The following is a 16,195-nucleotide window of genomic DNA, read 5'->3' on the forward strand; positions in this document are numbered from 1 at the left end:
CCGGGATCGTGCCTATAATCGGGGTCAGGTGCGTTTCTTGCCCAGCAGTTTGGCTGTCTGTCACGCGCAACATACGCCGCCAAACTCACCGAAATGGGCGACCGGATGTCCCGGACGAGAACGATCCGCCGCTCGCCCGTTGCTCCCACACCGCAACCGTACCAAATTCAACCACCTGTGCCGGTTTCAGCTGAATGAGAGCAAGGGATCTCAGCAGCCTGAGCCTAACGCGCGCCCCAGGTGTCGCTCAGCTTGTAGCCTTCTGGCCAGGGATCATCGGGGTCCAGCATGTGTTGGTGGATGCCGGTAATCCAGCCCCGTCCCGAGATCTCCGGCAGGATCGCAGGTTTGCCGCCGACGGTGGTCGTCCCGACGATGCGCCCAGCGAAGGTGGAACCGATCAGGGACTCGGCGGTCAGGCGGTCTTCCGTCCCCATCTGGCCACGCGCGTGCAGCACAGCCATTCGGGCGGAGAGTGCTGTGCCCGTGGGAGATCGGTCCACCTTGCCCGGCTGGATGGCGACGGCCGCTTTGGCGCGCAGTTCATTGCCAGCACGCTCGACCGCCCCGGCAAACAGGCAGAACGAAACGTGCCGCCAGTCCGGGTTTTCCGGGTGGTGAAATCCAAGCTGTTCGGTCGCGGCATTGGTGATCCGCACGCCAAGCGTCGCGATGTCATGCGCTTCGTCCTGGGTCAGTGAGAAACCGAGAGACGGGGCGTCGACGAACACGAAGCTGTCGCCGCCATAGGCTGTGTCGACCTGAAGGCTGCCCAGCCCTTCGACCTCAATCCGGGCGTCGAGCGTTGACGCGAAACTTGCAAGGTTTTGCACGAAGATCCGCTCGGCCTTGCCGTTGCGGCACTCGGCGCGCACGCGCACAAGCCCGCCCGGTGCCTCGAGCGTGATATGCGTTTCGGGCTCGGTCATGGGCAGGATGCCGCTGTCCAGCAATACAGTAGAGACGCAGATCGAGTTCGACCCCGACATGGGGGGCGTGTCCTCCGGTTCCATGATGATGAAGGCCGCATCTGCATCGGGATGCTTCGGCGGGACCAGCAGGTTGACATGGCGAAAGACCCCGCCGCGTGGCTCGTTCAGAACGAAATTGCGCAGGGTCTGATCACGCGCAATCCAGCGCGACTGCTCCCAGACCGTATCGCCCGGCGGAGGGGTGACACCGCCCACGATGACATCGCCAACCTCGCCCTCGGCATGGGCGGAAATCACATGGATCGTCTTGGTCGAGCGCATGGCAGATTACTCCAGCCAGTGTGGAAGCGCATGGGGCGCTTTCCCCGTGATCGCAGCCTCGGCGCAGGCGGCAAGCCCGCCAAACCGGATGGCGCGGCCCGAAAGGCCGGGCCCGTAGTGGGCGTATTTCCCCGAGTTCGTCATCAATGCACGGGTTGCCGGCGGAAAGACCGGCTCCGAGATCGAACACCAGCAAAGGTCCGGCAGCACTTGCACACCATCTGCCTCCAGTCTGGCAAGCGTACCCTCGGCGCGCATGTTTTCCATCACGGCGCGGCCGGCGGTTACGATGGTCGGGATCGCAACCCTGCGCCCGTCAAGGGCATCGGCCAGAGCCCGGCATTCCTCGGCAGAGGCATGGGGGCTGCCGATGGCAACAAGCTCGACCGTATCGGGACCTGCGTTCAGGACCTGCCACCCAGCAACCATGTCGGCGCGGGTGATGCAGGCATGATCCGCATCGGCGGCGATCCGGTGTGCCTCGGGCGTCACGCCTTCGACGTGCAGCATGGGGGCGGCAGAGGTGGTGCCAAAGGCCGCGCAGACAGCCTTGAGGTTTTCCGGCGTGGGTTTCGCCGCGGCGAGGCCGCGCAGCAACGGGATGCGATCTGGTGCGGCCTTGCCCGCAAGCCAGCCGATCAGTGGCCAGAAGGCATCGTCGATGGCCTCGGGCAGCTCCACATCGAGGATCCGCCGCGCCTGGCGCGGGGCGTCCAGATAGACCCCGGCAAGCGGCGCGCGCCCGGTCATTGCGATGCAGAGGTCCAGAAAGTCCGGATGTTTGGCCGTTCGGGCACCGAGCACGGTATTTGCATAGATCACCGCGTTCGATTCCGCCCAGGCGATGGCCTCGCCCTCATGCGGGGCGGTGTCCAGCAGATAGGGCGAACAGGTGAAGCTGGGCTGGCAGCCCATCCGGACATAGGCATCGGCAAGCCGCTGCGCCGGCCCCCCGAAACTGGGTGGTACGCCCTGCGTCCGCCAGTTCCCGTGATCGACAGAGATCGCGTTCATCGTCGTGGGAATGCGCACGCGCGCACCCATGTCGGCCATCTTCTCGGCAAAGGTCAGATTTGCGGGGCTGGCGTAGATGCAGCCGTCGATATGTCCCTGCGTGACATCGATCAGGCGTTCGGCCCCCTGATTGGCCGCCATCGCACAAAGGATGCGCATGGCCTGCGCCACGGCCTCGCCCTCGGCCCCTGCCAGCATGGCCTTATCCGTGTCAGTCAGCGCCAGCGTTGTGGTGGCGGGCGGGTGAACCGGGATTAACACGCCCTCGGCCTCGATCGTGTCTCTCCCGATCCGGGCAGAGCCGGCCTGCGCCAGCGCGTCAAAGGCATCACGCGTCAGGCGCAGGACGGGCAGGGTCTTGCCGAACATCTCGGCCGCGATCAACGCGCCAAGCGTCACCACATCTTCTGGTTCGGCAAAGACCAGCGCCGCAGGCGCGCGCTGGTTCAGAACCATGTCGAGCAATACGCCCGACCCGGTACAGGACCCGCGTGTCCCAGGCATCACGAGAATGCGCCCGACAAGGCTTTTCCCCGCCAGCGGATGATGCACATCGATCACGCATCCCGTGGCCGGGTCAACACCGCCCCAGAAGCTGATCGGCTCGGTCGTGGCAATGATCTCGCCCGAAGCCGCGCCCGGCAGGATCGACAGCGCGTGCCCGGTCATTTGACCACGAACCCGTGGGCAAAGGGGTCGCGATCATCGATGAAGATGGTGTTGTACCCCGTCATCCGCGCCCAACCGGCAATGGAGGGGATGATGGCCGGGCGGCCCGCCACGGTTGCCGAGGCTTCTACCCGGCCCTTGAAGATCGAGCCGATGATCGACTCGTGGTGAAACTCGTCGCCTACTGCCAGCTTGCCCTTGGCGGCCAGCTGCGCCATGCGGGCCGAAGTGCCGGTTCCGCAGGGGCTGCGGTCGATTGCCTTGTCGCCATAGAAGACCGCGTTGCGCGCATGGGCGCCGGGGACAGTCGGCTGGCCGGTCCACTGGATATGGCTCAGGCCGTTGATCGCCGGATGCTCGGGGTGAACGAAGTCATACTTCGCGTTCAGCGCCGCGCGCAGCTTTGGCGAGAAACCGATCAGCTCTCCGGCCGTGAAATCGGCCATGTCGCGGAAGTTCTTCTGCGGCTCGACGATGGCGTAGAAATTCCCGCCATAGGCCACATCGACCACAACTTCGCCCAGCCCCTCCACCTCTGCCGTCAGACCTTCGGAGTGAAGGAAGGAGGCGACGTTGGTCAGCCGCACCTCTTCGACAAAGCGGCCCTCCTGGCGGTAGGCGATATCCACCTTGCCCGCTGGCGCCTCGATCGACAACCGTCCCGGTTCGCGGGGGCTGATCAGGCCGTTTTCGATGCCCATGGTGATCGTGCCGATGGTGCCATGTCCGCACATCGGCAGGCAGCCCGAGGTTTCGATGAACAGCACCGCCACGTCGCAATCCGCCCGCGTTGGCGGATAGAGGATCGAGCCCGACATCATGTCATGCCCACGCGGCTCGAACATCAGACCGGTGCGGATCCAGTCGAACTCGCGCAGGAAATGGGCGCGCCGCTCCAGCATGTCGGCGCCCTCCAGACGGGGTCCGCCACCGGCGACGAGGCGGACGGGGTTGCCGCAGGTGTGGCCGTCGATGCAGGAGAAGGTATGGGTTGCCATGATTGCCTCAGAAGCGTTGTGGCGAGAAGGGGGTCATGTCGATCGCGGGGGCCGTTCCGGTAACCAGATCCGCCACCAGCCGCGCAGTGCCTGCGGATTGCGTCAGGCCCAGATGGCCGTGGCCAAAGGCGTAGGTCACGCGTGATGTGGCGCGCGCCTTGCCGATGGCGGGCAGGCTGTCGGGAAGCGACGGGCGGAAGCCCATCCATTGAACACCACCCGTGGGGCGCAGCCCGGGAAGAAAGCTCTGTGCCTTCTTGAGCATGGCCTCGGACCGGCGGAAGTTCGGCGGCAGATCCAGCCCGCCCAGTTCGACCGCGCCGCCCACGCGGATGCCACTGGCAAGCCGGGTGATGACAAAACCATGCCCGCCAAAGGTTATCTGTGTGCGCAGGTCAAAGGCATCGCCGGGCAGGGTGGTGTTGTAGCCGCGCTCGGTTTCCAGCGGGATACGCTCACCCATACCGCGGGCCAGAAGATGGGAATGCGCGCCTGCCGCCAGCACGACCTGCGCCGCGCGCCGTGTCTGGCCGTCGGCCAGCGTCAGCGTGACGCCTGCGTCATCGGGAGTAAGGGCCACGACCTCGCCTTGGGTCACCTCGCCGCCCTGTGTGCGCAGACGTTCGGCCAGGGCGAGCGTGTAGTCCTTGGGGTCGGTGATCGAGTACCAGCCGGGGGTAAAGGTGCCGCGGATGAAGCGGGGCGAAAGGCCGGGCTGAACCTCGGCCATTTCTTCGGGGTCCATATGGCGGAAGTCGATCCCGTGATCGGCCCGCGCCTGCCAGCCCGGCAAGGATGCGCGGAACTCGGCCTCTGTCTCATAGACCTGCAGGTTGCCTTCCTTGCGCAGCATCGCGAGCAAGCCTGTTGCCGCAAGAAACGGCTCCAGCTCGGCCTTGGACAGATCCATCAGCGCCGTCTGTGCGCGGGTCGAGGCTGCAACCCGCGATGGTGCGCAAGCCCGCCAGAAGCGATACATCCAGGGCGCGATGCGCAGCGCATAGGCGGGTGGCACGCTCAGCGGTCCGAGCGGGTCGAGGAGCCACTTGGGCGCCTTGCGCAGGATCCCCGGAGAGGCCAGCGGCAGGATGTCGGTAAAGGCAAAGGCGCCGGCATTCCCCGCCGAAGCCCCCGCAGCCGGCCCTTCGCGGTCAAGCACGGTCACGGTTCGCCCCCGCGCCCGCAAGGCCAGTGCGGCCGACAGGCCGACAACACCCGCGCCGACCACGATCACATCAATATTCCGGTCCAATTTGGCCTCAGTGGGTAGCGGCAAGGAACTTCTGAAGCTCCGGGTCTTTCGGAGCGCCGAACAGCTGGTCAGGCGCTGCAATCTCGGCCATCACGCCCTTGTGGAAGAAGGCCACCCGGTCAGACACCTCGCGCGCAAACTTCATCTCATGCGTGACGCAGATCATGGTCATCCCCTCGGATGCCAGCATCCGCAGCGTATCCAGCACCTCGCCCACAAGCTGCGGGTCCAGCGCCGAGGTCACCTCGTCAAACAGCATGTAATCGGGCGACATGGCCAGCGCGCGGGCAATGGCCATGCGCTGCTGCTGCCCGCCCGAAAGCCGTGACGGATAGACCTTGAGCTTCTCGCCCAGACCCACGTGGTTCAGCTGCTTGACCGCCTCGGCCTCGGCGTCAGCCTTGCTGCGCTTCAAGACCTTGACCTGTGCAAGCATCACGTTTTCCAGCACCGTCAGGTGCGGGAAGGCGTTCCATTGCTGGAACACGATGCCGATCTTGCGGCGCAGCTTGTTCAGGTCTGTCGTCTTGGCGTGAACCTCGACACCATCGACGAGGATCCGGCCGGAGTCGATGGGTTCGAGCCCGTTGATGCAGGTCAGAAGCGTTGACTTCCCTGACCCCGAGCCGCCGATCACCGTCAGCACCTCGCCCTTGGCCACCGTCAGGTTGATGCCCTTGAGCACCTCGAGCGGGCCAAAGGATTTGCGGACATTCTCGATCTCAATCATTGGACCACCGTTTTTCCAGATAACCGCCAAACCGGGCGATTGGGAAGGAAATGAGGAAATAGAACAGGCCGCAGATCATCAGCAGGAACAGTGGCTCCTGCAGGCGCGTGATCAGGATCTGGGTGGATTTCAGCAGTTCCACCACCTGCACGATATAGACAAGGGCCGAGTCCTTCATGACCCCGAGCGCAAGCCCGATCCATGAGGGCAGGGCCACACGCGTGGCCAGCGGCAGCACGACATAGGTCATGTCCTGCCCCCAGGTCATGCCAAGCGATCGCGCGGCCCGGCGCAGGGTCTGCGGCACCGACTCGATCCCGCCGCGCACGATCTCGGCGCAATAGGCTGCGGTGTAGAGTGAGAGCACTCCGCAGGCCACGGCAAAGCCCGAGATGCGCAGGCCGAGGACGGTCGTGATGAAAGCATTCGCCAGAACAAGCTGGATCAGCAGCGGGATGGAGCGGAACACATCCAGCACAAGCGTCATCGGCGTCGCCCACCAGGGGCCGATCTGATAACGGATCACCCCGAACAAGATCCCGAGGATCGTACCGAAGAAAACCGAGATCGCCGTCACAAGGAGCGTCATCCCGGCGCCCTTGGCGAGGAAGACCAGATCGTTCGCGGTCAGTGCGGTATCAAACATCTGATTTCCCCCTCAATACCGGAAGAGCCGCGCCGCAAGCAGGCGGGCCGAGAGGGTGATCGCCTTGGTGATCACATAGAAGATGACCGCAGCGATGGCGAAAAGCTCGAAGGTCCGGAAGGTGCGGGCATTCAGCTCGCTCGTCACACCATAGAGGTCGGTGTTCATTGCGACGACAGCGCCAAGCGACGTCATCAGGATGGCCCAGACCATCTGGTTCGTCATGGGCAGGAAGGAAATGCGCAGCATCTGCGGCAGGATCACATTCTGGAAGGCCTGGATCGGCGACATCCCCAGTGACCGCGCGGCGCGGGTCTGTGTCTCGGGGATGGCCTTCAGCGCGCCGCGGAAGTTCTCGGTCAGATAGCCCGCATTGTTGAACGCGATCCCGATCAGCAGCGACAGATAGGGTGACAGGTGGATGCCGAAGCCGCCAAGGCCGAAATGCACCATATAGATCTGGAACAGCGCGGGCGTATTCCGCGCGATCTCGACCCAGGTGGTTGCGATGGCGGAAAGCGGGCGACTGCCCGAAAGGCGGAACAGGGTCAGCAGAATGGCGACGGTGATCCCGATAGCCATCGACAGCACGGCGATCTCGATGGTGACGAGCGCCCCTTCCAGCATCTGCGGAAGTGAGCTTAGCGCCTGGTTCCAGCGGAAATTATAGTTGAACATGGCCGCCTCTGGTCAGGGAAGGCGGTGGCGACGCGGGCGCATGTCCCGCGTCGCCACACGGTTCCGGTATCAGCGATAGACGCCCTCGACGATCAGGCTGGCGGGTTCGCCGTCGCCGACCCATTTCTTGTAAAGCTCGTTGTAGCGACCGGTACGGACCTGCTGGTTGATGAACAGGTTCATGTAGTTGATCAGGCCGTACTCTTCGCGAAGCGTGATCAGGGCCACATAATCCGGCACCATCGGGGTCTTGTCCACGATCTTGATGCCCGGGTAGTTGCCAGACTTCACATTGGCCTGGGATACCTCGACCGTCGCCACGGTCGCATCAAGCTGGCCCTGGCTCAGCGCGAGGAAGACATCAGCCTGCGTCTGGTACGGACGGAACTCGCCCTCGCCCCATTCCTTGACCTTGCCTTCAAGCCAGATCGCCTCATAGGTGCCGGCGGTGGCGCCCACGACCTTGCCCTTCATGTCTTCCCAGGTCGACATCTCGATCTTCTCGTTCGCGACGACAGCGTTTTCGAACGAGTAGTATGGGATGGTGAAGCCGACTGTCTTGGCGCGCTCCAGCGTGTCCGAAGTCGAAGCGACCGCGATGTCAACGCGGCCGGACATCAGCGAGGGGATCCGCTCGGGGAAGGTGGTTTCCACGATCTCGGCGGTCACACCAAGAGCGGCGGCCAGATCGTTGCAGTAGTCGACGTCAAAGCCCACCGGGTTGTTGCTGGCATCGCGCGACCCCATCGGCGGGAAGTCGAGCACCACAGCGCAGCGCAGCGTGCCCGAGGCGATGATGTCGTCAAGCTTGTCCGCCTGCGCCGGAAGCGCCAGTGCGGTGGCCGCCAGAAGGCCTGCGGCAAGAACTGAAGTCTTCATGTCTCTCTCCCTTTTTATTGTCGAACGTTACGAGTCACTCACCAAAGACTATCCCACCGGCACCACAACAAAGCAATCTCTAAATACAGCCAGTATGCAAGAAGTATCCAAGATTATCTATGCCCCATGCAATCGCACCGGGGCGAGGGCGCGGGACGGGCGGATCACATCTGAAAGTCGGCCGGCAACAGCGCCGCCGGAATGTTCTGGTAGCTGACGGGCCGCAGGAATCGGCGGATCGACAGCGTGCCGACCGAGGTGGCACCGAAGTTCGTGCTGGCGGGGTAGGGACCGCCATGGACCATGGCATCGCAGACCTCGACCCCTGTCGGGTAGCCGTTTGCCAGGACCCGCCCGGCCTTGCGTTCCAGCACCGGCATCAGGCGGCGGCCAAGGGCGGTGTCCTCGGCATCAAGATGCAGCGTCGCTGTCAACTGGCCTTGCAGGCTCTGCGCAATGGCAAGCATCTCTTGGGTATCGGCGGCGGTGACGATCAGGCCAAGCGGACCAAAGACCTCTTCGGCCAAGTCGTGATCCGCCAGCCAGTCGGCGCCCCGGACCATGAACAATTGCGGCGTCGCCTGCCGCCTGTCGCAGACTTGCGTCAGCAGCGACTGAACGCCTGGCGCCCCGGCGATCCGGTCGCGGCCCTGAACATAGGCTTGTGCGATCCCCTCGGTCAGCATCACCTGGGCGCCCACGGATGCGAGGGCCGCGATCGTTGCCTCGGCCAGCGCCTGCGCCTGATCGGCCATCACAACCGCGATCCCCGGATTGGTGCAGAACTGGCCAGCGCCCATCGTCAGACTGGCGGCCCATCCCTGCGCGATCTGTGCGCCGCGGGTGCTCATCGCCGCTGGCAGCAGGAACATCGGATTGACCGATCCCAGCTCGCCAAAGAACGGGATCGGCTCAGGGCGTGCCGCGCAGAGGTTGAAAAGCGCGCGCCCCCCGGCCAGCGAGCCCGTGAAACCCACCGCCTTGATCATGGGATGCGACACCAGCGCCTCGCCCACACGGCGGTTTCCGCCTTGGATCAGGCTGAAGGCGCCCGGATGGACGTTGCATTTTTGTAGCGCGGCGAGGATGGCTTCGGCCACGATCTCGCCCGTGCCGGGGTGCGCCGAGTGACCCTTGACCACGACGGGGCAGCCTGCAGCCAGCGCCGCCGCCGTATCCCCCCCGGCGGTCGAGAAGGCGAGCGGAAAGTTCGATGCGCCAAAGACAGCGACCGGCCCGATGGGCCGCTGGATCATCCGGATCTCGGGGCGCGGCAGAGGCTGGCGGTCGGGAAGGGCCGGATCGATACGCCGGTCGAGATAGGCGCCCGTCTCGATATGATCGGCAAAGAGCCGCAACTGACCGGTCGTGCGTCCGCGCTCGCCATTCAGCCTGGCCTCTGGCAGGCCGGTTTCCTCGCAGCCGATCTGGGTAATGGCGGCGGCACGCGCGTCAATCTCATCGGCGATCGCACGCAACAGGGCGGCGCGTTCTGCCCGCGACGACCAGCCAAAAGACCAGAAGGCATCTTCTGCCGCCCGCGCGGCCTGATCGACAAGCTCGACGGTTCCGGCCGCGAAGTCATGGGCAGGGCCATGCGCCGGTTCCGAGCGGAACGTGCCCTCTCCACCAAGCCAGGTGCCCGCGATCAGGTGTTTGCCATGGGGGGTGAAGGTCATGCCTCTGTCCTCTTCCACGCAACGAAATGCTGCCCCCTGCGTCCAAAGTCGCCTTTGGCTGTGCAGAGCGTCTGGTCTCGTGCGTCTTTTGATGATGCGTGTCAGATATTCATCGCCCAAGGCCCCGTGTCGTAAGGCCTTGGGCGGTCAGTTCGATCCGATCAGACCTTGCAGGACTGAACGACGCCCGGAAGCTTGCTCCACTCTGCATACCACGTCTTGAACTGGTGGTACTGCGTCTCGGCCCAGGCTTTCTGGCTCGGCGTCAGGGCATCGGTCGGGTTGAAGTGGAGCTCGTATTCGGCGTCGCCCTGCAGCACCATCATGTGCTTGTAGTAGAGCACGAGGTCATAGCCTTCGTCCCACGACGAAAGAACATCCAGCGCCTCGCCCAGTTCCTGTGCGCGCTGACGTGCTTCAAGGTTTCCGCGCGCGGCGACCTTGGCAAGCTCGACAAAGTGCAGGATTTCTTTCGGCAGCACGTTGCCGATCCCGGTGATCGTGCCGGTGGCGCCACATTTGACATATCCATGGTAGACGCCGGTATCCACGCCCGCCATCAGGATCACGCTTTCATCGGCGCTGGTGATGTGTTCGGCCGCATAGGTCATGGCCTTGGCGCCACCGAACTCCTTGAAGCCCACGAGGTTCGGGTGCTCGGCCCGCAGGGCAAAGAACAGATCGGCCTTGGTTTCGAACCCGTAGTAGGGGCTGTTGTAGATAACGGCTGGCAGGTTCGGCGCGGCGGAGAGCACAGCCTTGAAGTGGTTGCGCTGCGCGATCGGCGAGCCGCCACGCGACAGCACGCGGGGAATGACCATGAGCCCAGCCGCGCCCACCTGCTGCGCATGGCCGGCAATGGCAGCGGCGCTGGCCGAATTGATTGCCCCGGTTCCCACAATGACCGGAATCCCGGCCTTCACCAGACGCTCCACCCCTTCCATGCGCTGTGCATCGGTCAGCAGTGGCCAGTCGCCCATCGACCCGCAATAGACGACTGCCGACATGCCGGCTGCGATCAGCTCGCCCCCCTTGCGCACAAGCGCGTCGAAATCAGGTGTACGGTCAGCCTTGCAAGGCGTCATGAGTGCCGGGATCACCCCGGTGAAGATCGCGGTATCCATCAGAATCTCCTGTTGATCGGGCTTGGCAGCACCGGACATGCCCCGGATGCCACCGAATCTCACAGGAAGAATACACCTTGCATTTTATTTGTCGACATAAATTCGGCGCCGCTAGAGCTTCACGTCCTGACGCATGTCGCGGCTGAAGAACTGCTTGATCTGACGCACGATCTGGTCGGCATGTTCGCGCGCCAGACGGTCGCACAACTCGACATCGCGGGCCGCGATCGCGTTTATGATGCCTTCATGTTCGTCGGAGTATTCCTTGGGCAGGCGGTCATTGAATGACTGATAATAGAGCCGAAGGATGCGCCGCCCCTCGTCGAGCAGCCTTAGGGTAAGTGCGGTGTAATAGGGGTTGCGACCCGCCTCTGCGATGGCGGCATGAAAGTCGCGGTTGACGGCGATCATCGCAAGCGGGTCTTGCGCTGCGACAGTTGCGGCATAGCGGGCCTGGTGTGCCCGGATAATCTCCAGATCCTCGGGCCGGTGATGCTCGGCGGCCAGCCGCGTGGTGACCCGGTACATCAGCGTGATCGCGTCGAAGAAGGTATAGAGCTTGGTGAAGTCGATGTTTGCCACGATGGCCGAACGGTTCGGCAGTGTCTCGACCAATCCCTCGCCGGCCAGACGGACAAGTGCCTCGCGGATCGGGGTGCGTGACATGCCAAAGCGCTCGGCCAGATTCACTTCGTCGATCGGGCGGCCAGGTGGCAGTGCAAGGGTCAGGATCTCGTCCCGCAGCATCTCGTAGACCAGTCGCACGCCAGAGCCACGCTTGCGCTCGCCTCCAAGATCTTCGGCAGTTTCCGTCATATGGTGGCCCCTTGGAACGCTGTTTGTCGACAAAGTTTTTTTAACGCGCCGAGGTTGGCGGAGCAACGGCTTATGTTGGCGCCGCGGAGCGTGAACCGGTTGCCTGACCAGAGGCAACCAGTATCCGCGCGGCCTGACCTGCTGCCAGCGCATAGCCGGGGTCGCGGTGGACCAGCATGGCCGAGAATGCGCCGTCAATCAGCACGGCGATCTGGCGCGCGGTGGCCTCTGGCGCGGCAAGGCCAGCCTCGCGGAAGGTTTCGGCCAGCCAGCCCTCGACCTTCTTCTTGTGCGCGGCCCCCACGACCCGCGCCGGATGTCCCGGCATGTTCGCCAGTTCCGCAGTGGTGCGCAGGAAGCCGCAGCCTTTCCAGGCGGGGTGCCGGGCCGCCCTGGCCATGCGTCCGAAAAAGGCCTCCATCCGGTCGGGGAGGCTGCCTTCAGCCTCGTGCAGCCATCGGGCGAAAGCGGCGAGGTTCGGCGCATCGCGCGCGCTGAGATAGGCCGCCACCAGATCGTCCTTGCTGGCAAAGTGATAGTAGAGCGTCTTCTTTGTCACGCCGGCTTTCTCGGCGATCGCGTCGACGCTGACCGCCCTGATCCCCTCGGCGTAGAAAAGATGGGCGGCAGCCTTGATGATGCGGTCGCGGGTCGGGGTCTTGGCATCCATGTATACTGACCAGTGAGTTTTTTATCTGCCTCAGCCTGCTACGGTTTCCTTCAGCCATCAAGGAGGTTGCGATGGAAACGGTACTTCACGACAAGCGCGGCGCGGTCACCCTGTTGACGTTGAACAGGCCCGAGAAGCTGAATGCCTTGAACTATGCGATGATCGACCGGCTGATGGCGCGGCTTGACGCGGCCGAGGCAGATCCGTCGGTCAGCGCGGTTATCCTGACAGGTGCCGGGCGGGCTTTTTCGGCGGGGGGTGACATCCCCGAGTTTTCCGCCAGCATCGAACGCAGCACGGAAGAGGCGGTGCGGGAGTTCTCGCGCAGGGGACAAGCGATGACCGCGCGCCTTGAGACTTTCCCCAAGCCCGTTATCGCGGCGGTCAACGGCCTTGCCTATGGTGGCGGGTGCGAGATCACCGAGGCCGCCCATCTCGCGATAGCAGCAAGTGATGCCCGTTTTGCAAAACCCGAGATCACCTTGGGAATTCCGCCGACCTTTGGGGGCACGCAGCGTCTGCCACGGATTGCCGGCCGGAAACGCGCGCTTGAACTGCTTCTGACCGGTGAGAGCTTTTCTGCGGACCGGGCGCTGGAACTTGGGCTGGTGAACGCCGTGGTTCCGGCCCCCGATCTTATGCCCGCAGCACTTGACCTTGCTGCCCGTATCCTGCGCCACGCGCCGCAGACCACCGCCCGAATCCTCGCCGCCGTCACGCGTGGCTTGAACGCCCCGATGGGCGAGGGGCTGGAGATAGAGCGCGCCGAGTTTGCGCGCATCTGCGGAACCGAGGCCACCCGCGACGGCCTGACAGACTGGCTGAACCGCCGCGTATCGTGAATTGGAGGAACTGATGGGCAGTCTTGGCTATGCCTGCATCGGCACAAACGACTTCGATGGTGCCTTGCGTTTCTACGACGCGCTTTTCGGGGCGATGGGCGGGCGTCGCCTTATGACGACCCCGGCGGGCGAGATCTACGCACTGGAAAGTGGCGCGGCGGTGGGTATCGTCCGCCCGTTCGACGGACAACCCGCGCATCCCGGCAACGGCACGATGCTGGCCTTTCGGGTTTCAAGCCACCCGGAGGTCGCGCGTTTGCATGAGCTTGCGATGGCGCTTGGTGCAAGCGATGAGGGTGCCGCCGGGCCACGGGCAGACTTTGGCACCTTTGCCTATGTCCGCGACCCCGATGGCAACAAGCTCGCGTTCTATTACCGTGAGAGGAACTCATGACGACTGCAGACCCGGGCTTTGTCCTCATCCTGCACGAGGTGGAGGATTATTCGACTTGGAAGGCGATTTTCACCAATGCTGCAGCGATGCGTCACGCTGCGGGCGAGATTGACTATCAACTGCTGGCGGATGAGGCTGACGAGCGGAAGATCGTCCACTTCTCGCGTTGGCGATCATTGGGGGCGGCACGGGAATTCTTTGAATCTGATGCTCTGGTCGAGATCCGTAGGCGTGCCGGTGTCCACGCGCCAGAGTTTCACTACCTGCGCGAGATCGAGCGTGACTTGCTGGGGAGGGGGTAACCATAACGCGCTGTCATCTGGCAGGTCGTTGCGCCGACACTGCTGCACACCGGGCGCAGGCGGCCCGGCACAGGACGGGCCAAAGGCATGAACGGCACAGTGACCCTTACGATACGACAATTCCGTCGCGCCACATTCAAGGCGGTCAACAGCAGCCAGCCGGCCTTGATCCGTGTCCTTGCAGGCGCAAAGCGCGTGCGGTCCATCCTCGGGGCGATGGATGTTGTCGCTGGCGGGGTCGCCGTTCTGGCGCCGCGTCTGGATATGACGATCGAGAATTGCCCTGCGCCCGATGGCCCCTATCAGGCGCAGCTCATGGTCATCCCCGAGGAACTGGTCGGATGCACCGATCACGCGGACGCCGACAAGTGTAATCCGATGCGGGCCACGACACGGGAACGCGTCGTTGCGGCCTTTGACCGGTCGGCAGTCTATGCCCGGGATCCAGCGGTGCCAGAGCGGATCAGGCTGAACGCGGTGCGCGAGGTTCTGTTGTGGTTGGCCGAAGAGGGCATCGGCTTTGGCCGGTTGAGGCAACCCCTTTTGGCAGACAGGTTGCGGGCCATTCTGTCTGCCGATCCGGGTCGCGAATGGCGATCTGCCGAGGCTGCGGAAATGCTGGCGGTCAGCGAACCCACCTTGCGACGGCAGCTTGCCCAGAACGGGGCCAGTTTTGGCGTGCTTCTGGCCGATGTGCGGATGAGCGTTGCGCTGGGTATGCTGCAGTCCTCGGATCTGCCGGTGAATCGTGTTGCTCTGGATGTCGGATATGCCTGCCCCTCGCGTTTTGCGGTCAGGTTTCGCAAGCGCTTCGGGTTGGCGCCATCGTCGATCCGTATGGCCGCAACGCAGGGCGATGACAGGGCTTCGCTTGACGCCGCACCCGCCTTTGATCGGATCGGCACCAAGAACGATCGATCCGGCACGATACCGGTCGTGTCAGAGGCATAACATGACCCTGTCCAAACAGAGGATCCATGATGCCGAAACTTTCCCGCGCCTTGATACATGTCTTTATCCTTGCCTGCGCTACGGCCGCGCCGGCCCATGCCGAAATGAGCCTGTCCCTGCCGGGGATCAGCGAAGACGGATTTGCCCCCGATCAAGTGTTGTCAGGCTTTGGCTGCGAGGGCGCGAACCTCTCGCCGGAATTGGTCTGGAGCGATGCGCCGCCCGAGACCAAAAGCTTCATCGTGTCCATCCATGACCCTGATGCGCCGACGGGGTCAGGGTTCTGGCATTGGTCGTCGTTCAATATTCCAGCGACCGTCACGGGCCTTTCCGAAGGGGCGGGCAGTGCATCGGGCGAAATGCCTGTGGGTGCGGTCATGGCGCGGAACGACTTTTCGCACAACCAGTATGACGGCGCTTGCCCGCCCGAGGGCAGCACGCACAAATACCTTGTGACGGTTTTTGCCATGCCGACGGAATCGATACCGCTGGATGAGACGGCGTCGGCGGCGATTGTGGGTTTCTTTGCGAACACGGCCTCGATTGCGCGTGCCAGCGTCGTCGTGACCCACGGGCGATGACAGGAAGGCGGGCTGCAAGATGAGCGATAGCCAAGACGCGGGCGGGCGGGATATCAGCGCGGCCCTGCCTGACATCAGCCCGCTCGCCTGGGTTGCCCCGGACTGCACGATCCGGGGCAATGTCGTGATCGGCCCCGGCAGCCGCGTCATGCACGGTGCCAGACTTGTGGCTGAGGGCGGGGGGCGGATCGTTCTGGGCCGGAACTGCATCGTTCTGGAGAACGCGGTGATCCGCGCGACGGCGCGCCATGATTGCCGGATCGGCGATCACTGCGTGTTCGGCCCCCAGACCCATGTCGTCGGCGCCGATATCGGGGACGAGGTCTTTGTCGCGACCGGGACCACCATCCTGCATGGCGCCAGCATCGGGGCAGGGGCCGAAGTCCGCATTCAGGCGACAGTCCATATCCGAACACGGCTTGATCCGGGCGCTGTGGTCCCGATCGGATGGGTCGCGGTCGGCAACCCCGCGCATATCCTATCCCCCGACCGGCATGAGGCGATCTGGGAGGTGCAGAAGGATCTTGATTTTCCGGGCTTCGTCTATGGTGTCAATCGCGACGATCCCATGGCGATGCGCAAGATTGCCCTGCGCTTGTCGGAGGATCTGGGGCAAACGTGATGACAGCACGCGTCCTGTGGGTGGTGGACCGCTGAGCTGTCGTCGGATCCGATGCACGCCAGGTCCTTGGCGGTTGGTCAGGGGCCGCTATGGGC

The 16,195-nt window shown here is 63.9% G+C and carries 18 protein-coding genes; 6 read left to right on the forward strand and 12 right to left on the reverse strand.

Annotation, left to right across the window (positions count from 1 at the left end; translation table 11 throughout):
• Nucleotides 1–224: 224 nt before the first annotated feature.
• From FQU74_RS02175 to FQU74_RS02230, 12 genes are all read right to left on the reverse strand, one after another.
• Nucleotides 225–1,253 (reverse strand): trans-3-hydroxy-L-proline dehydratase, encoded by a 1,029-nt coding sequence (locus FQU74_RS02175; RefSeq protein ID WP_146284803.1) that lies wholly within the window; start codon nucleotides 1,251–1,253, stop codon nucleotides 225–227.
• 6 nt (nucleotides 1,254–1,259) lie between these two features.
• Complete coding sequence (lhpI, locus tag FQU74_RS02180; RefSeq protein WP_146284804.1) at nucleotides 1,260–2,936, reverse strand: cis-3-hydroxy-L-proline dehydratase; 1,677 nt, start codon at nucleotides 2,934–2,936, stop codon at nucleotides 1,260–1,262.
• Nucleotides 2,933–3,934 carry a 4-hydroxyproline epimerase gene (locus FQU74_RS02185; RefSeq protein ID WP_146284805.1) on the reverse strand — a complete coding sequence of 334 codons (1,002 nt, stop codon included), beginning with the start codon at nucleotides 3,932–3,934 and terminating at the stop codon, nucleotides 2,933–2,935. The genes lhpI and FQU74_RS02185 overlap by 4 nt, the downstream gene beginning before the upstream one ends.
• 7 nt (nucleotides 3,935–3,941) lie before the next feature.
• Nucleotides 3,942–5,186, reverse strand: coding sequence for an NAD(P)/FAD-dependent oxidoreductase (locus tag FQU74_RS02190; RefSeq protein ID WP_170246187.1), 1,245 nt, complete (start codon nucleotides 5,184–5,186; stop codon nucleotides 3,942–3,944).
• Nucleotides 5,187–5,193: 7 nt separating this feature from the next.
• Nucleotides 5,194–5,916, reverse strand: coding sequence for an amino acid ABC transporter ATP-binding protein (locus FQU74_RS02195; protein ID WP_146284806.1), 723 nt, complete (start codon nucleotides 5,914–5,916; stop codon nucleotides 5,194–5,196).
• Complete coding sequence (locus FQU74_RS02200) at nucleotides 5,909–6,562, reverse strand: amino acid ABC transporter permease (RefSeq protein ID WP_146284807.1); 654 nt, start codon at nucleotides 6,560–6,562, stop codon at nucleotides 5,909–5,911. Before FQU74_RS02200 ends, FQU74_RS02195 begins: the two co-directional genes overlap by 8 nt.
• A 12-nt stretch (nucleotides 6,563–6,574) precedes the next feature.
• The gene (locus tag FQU74_RS02205) at nucleotides 6,575–7,240 is read right to left on the reverse strand and encodes an amino acid ABC transporter permease (RefSeq protein ID WP_146284808.1); all 666 of its coding nucleotides are present in this window, start codon (nucleotides 7,238–7,240) and stop codon (nucleotides 6,575–6,577) included.
• Between the two features lie 69 nt (nucleotides 7,241–7,309).
• Nucleotides 7,310–8,119, reverse strand: a complete 810-nt coding sequence (locus tag FQU74_RS02210; protein ID WP_146284809.1) for an ABC transporter substrate-binding protein — start codon at nucleotides 8,117–8,119, stop codon at nucleotides 7,310–7,312.
• Nucleotides 8,120–8,283: 164 nt separating this feature from the next.
• Nucleotides 8,284–9,798, reverse strand: coding sequence for an aldehyde dehydrogenase (NADP(+)) (locus FQU74_RS02215; RefSeq protein ID WP_146284810.1), 1,515 nt, complete (start codon nucleotides 9,796–9,798; stop codon nucleotides 8,284–8,286).
• A gap of 161 nt (nucleotides 9,799–9,959) precedes the next feature.
• A complete protein-coding gene (locus FQU74_RS02220) occupies nucleotides 9,960–10,922 on the reverse strand; it encodes a dihydrodipicolinate synthase family protein (RefSeq protein WP_146284811.1) in 963 nt (320 codons plus the stop codon).
• A 111-nt stretch (nucleotides 10,923–11,033) separates the two neighbouring features.
• Nucleotides 11,034–11,738 carry a GntR family transcriptional regulator gene (locus tag FQU74_RS02225; RefSeq protein WP_146284812.1) on the reverse strand — a complete coding sequence of 235 codons (705 nt, stop codon included), beginning with the start codon at nucleotides 11,736–11,738 and terminating at the stop codon, nucleotides 11,034–11,036.
• A 70-nt stretch (nucleotides 11,739–11,808) separates the two neighbouring features.
• A complete protein-coding gene (locus tag FQU74_RS02230; RefSeq protein ID WP_146284813.1) occupies nucleotides 11,809–12,408 on the reverse strand; it encodes a TetR/AcrR family transcriptional regulator in 600 nt (199 codons plus the stop codon).
• A 71-nt stretch (nucleotides 12,409–12,479) separates the two neighbouring features.
• Between FQU74_RS02230 and FQU74_RS02235 the strand changes: the two genes are divergently transcribed.
• The 6 genes from FQU74_RS02235 (at nucleotide 12,480) to FQU74_RS02260 (ending at nucleotide 16,100) form a co-directional block, all read left to right on the forward strand.
• Nucleotides 12,480–13,250 carry a crotonase/enoyl-CoA hydratase family protein gene (locus tag FQU74_RS02235; protein WP_146284814.1) on the forward strand — a complete coding sequence of 257 codons (771 nt, stop codon included), beginning with the start codon at nucleotides 12,480–12,482 and terminating at the stop codon, nucleotides 13,248–13,250.
• Nucleotides 13,251–13,263: 13 nt separating this feature from the next.
• Nucleotides 13,264–13,644 (forward strand): VOC family protein, encoded by a 381-nt coding sequence (locus tag FQU74_RS02240; protein WP_146284815.1) that lies wholly within the window; start codon nucleotides 13,264–13,266, stop codon nucleotides 13,642–13,644.
• Nucleotides 13,641–13,946, forward strand: coding sequence for an antibiotic biosynthesis monooxygenase (locus FQU74_RS02245; protein WP_146284816.1), 306 nt, complete (start codon nucleotides 13,641–13,643; stop codon nucleotides 13,944–13,946). The genes FQU74_RS02240 and FQU74_RS02245 overlap by 4 nt, the downstream gene beginning before the upstream one ends.
• Before the next feature lie 87 nt (nucleotides 13,947–14,033).
• On the forward strand, nucleotides 14,034–14,897 hold the full coding sequence (locus tag FQU74_RS02250; RefSeq protein WP_146284817.1) for a helix-turn-helix transcriptional regulator: 864 nt from the start codon (nucleotides 14,034–14,036) through the stop codon (nucleotides 14,895–14,897).
• Between the two features lie 104 nt (nucleotides 14,898–15,001).
• Nucleotides 15,002–15,478: a YbhB/YbcL family Raf kinase inhibitor-like protein gene (locus FQU74_RS02255; RefSeq protein WP_146286171.1), complete on the forward strand. Its 477-nt coding sequence runs from the start codon at nucleotides 15,002–15,004 to the stop codon at nucleotides 15,476–15,478.
• A 19-nt stretch (nucleotides 15,479–15,497) separates the two neighbouring features.
• Complete coding sequence (locus tag FQU74_RS02260; protein WP_146284818.1) at nucleotides 15,498–16,100, forward strand: gamma carbonic anhydrase family protein; 603 nt, start codon at nucleotides 15,498–15,500, stop codon at nucleotides 16,098–16,100.
• The last annotated feature ends 95 nt before the right edge of the window (nucleotides 16,101–16,195 follow it).

Source organism: Gemmobacter aquaticus (genome assembly GCF_007859075.1).
GTDB classification, from domain to species: Bacteria; Pseudomonadota; Alphaproteobacteria; order Rhodobacterales; family Rhodobacteraceae; genus Gemmobacter; species Gemmobacter aquaticus.